Source organism: Acinetobacter sp. AB03 (assembly GCF_058107045.1).
The window spans coordinates 1-816 of record NZ_JBUEBA010000076.1 but is presented as its reverse complement, the minus strand read 5'-3'; the positions used below and the strand labels follow the sequence as shown (position 1 = coordinate 816).

Below are 816 nucleotides of genomic sequence, written 5' to 3'. Positions count from 1 at the left end.
ATAAAGATTATGCATGGTATGAGATAGAATTTCTGCGCCGTTATAAAGTTTCAATGATGGGATAGAGAACGTTAATTCTGCTGGTGCTTCTGAACCCGGCACGTTATAAAACACAAAATCCAAGCCATCAACCGTCATTTTCTGTTCTGGTTGAGTGATCAGTTGTGTAGGCTCAAGGATGCCCATTTTTCCCACAGCAACAGCCTTACCTAAACCTGTATCCACCAATCCTTCCGCATTTTTAGGTAGAAAAGTTCCATACATATAAGTCGCACGACGTATCATGGCTGAACCTGCCATCACATTTTCACTGGTCGCTTCTTCCATAAAGCCTTTTGGCGCAATAATTGGAGTTTTTCTAGCGTTAATTTCTTCGCTAGAAAGAACGCCTAATGCACCACCAAAATGATCGATATGGCTATGGGTAAAGATAATGGCTGAAATTTTTTGCTCACCTAAATGCTGTCTAGCAAATTTAAGTGCTGCTTCAGCCGTTTCTTTAGAGGTTAATGTATCCACAATAATCCAGCCAGTATCACCCTGAATGATGGTCATATTTGCCAAATCAAAACCACGAATTTGCCAAACTCGATCTGTTACTTTAAATAGCCCAACATTGTTGTTTAATTTTGCTTGTCGCCATAGAGTGGGATTAACGGTATTTGGTGCTTGATCTTGTAAAAAACTAAATGCATCAAAATCCCAGATAACATTGCCTTTCTCACTTTTAATTTGACCTGTTGGCTTGGCAATAAAGCCCTTTTGAGCCTGATTAAACTCAGTCATATCCTCTAAGTTATACTTCGCCTTATATGT

1 protein-coding gene is annotated in these 816 nt (G+C 39.3%); it reads right to left on the bottom strand.

All coding sequences use genetic code 11. The features are described from left to right. The coding region (locus ACY3FQ_RS18445) for an MBL fold metallo-hydrolase (RefSeq protein WP_489774620.1) at positions 1-816 on the bottom strand (816 nt) is incomplete at both ends.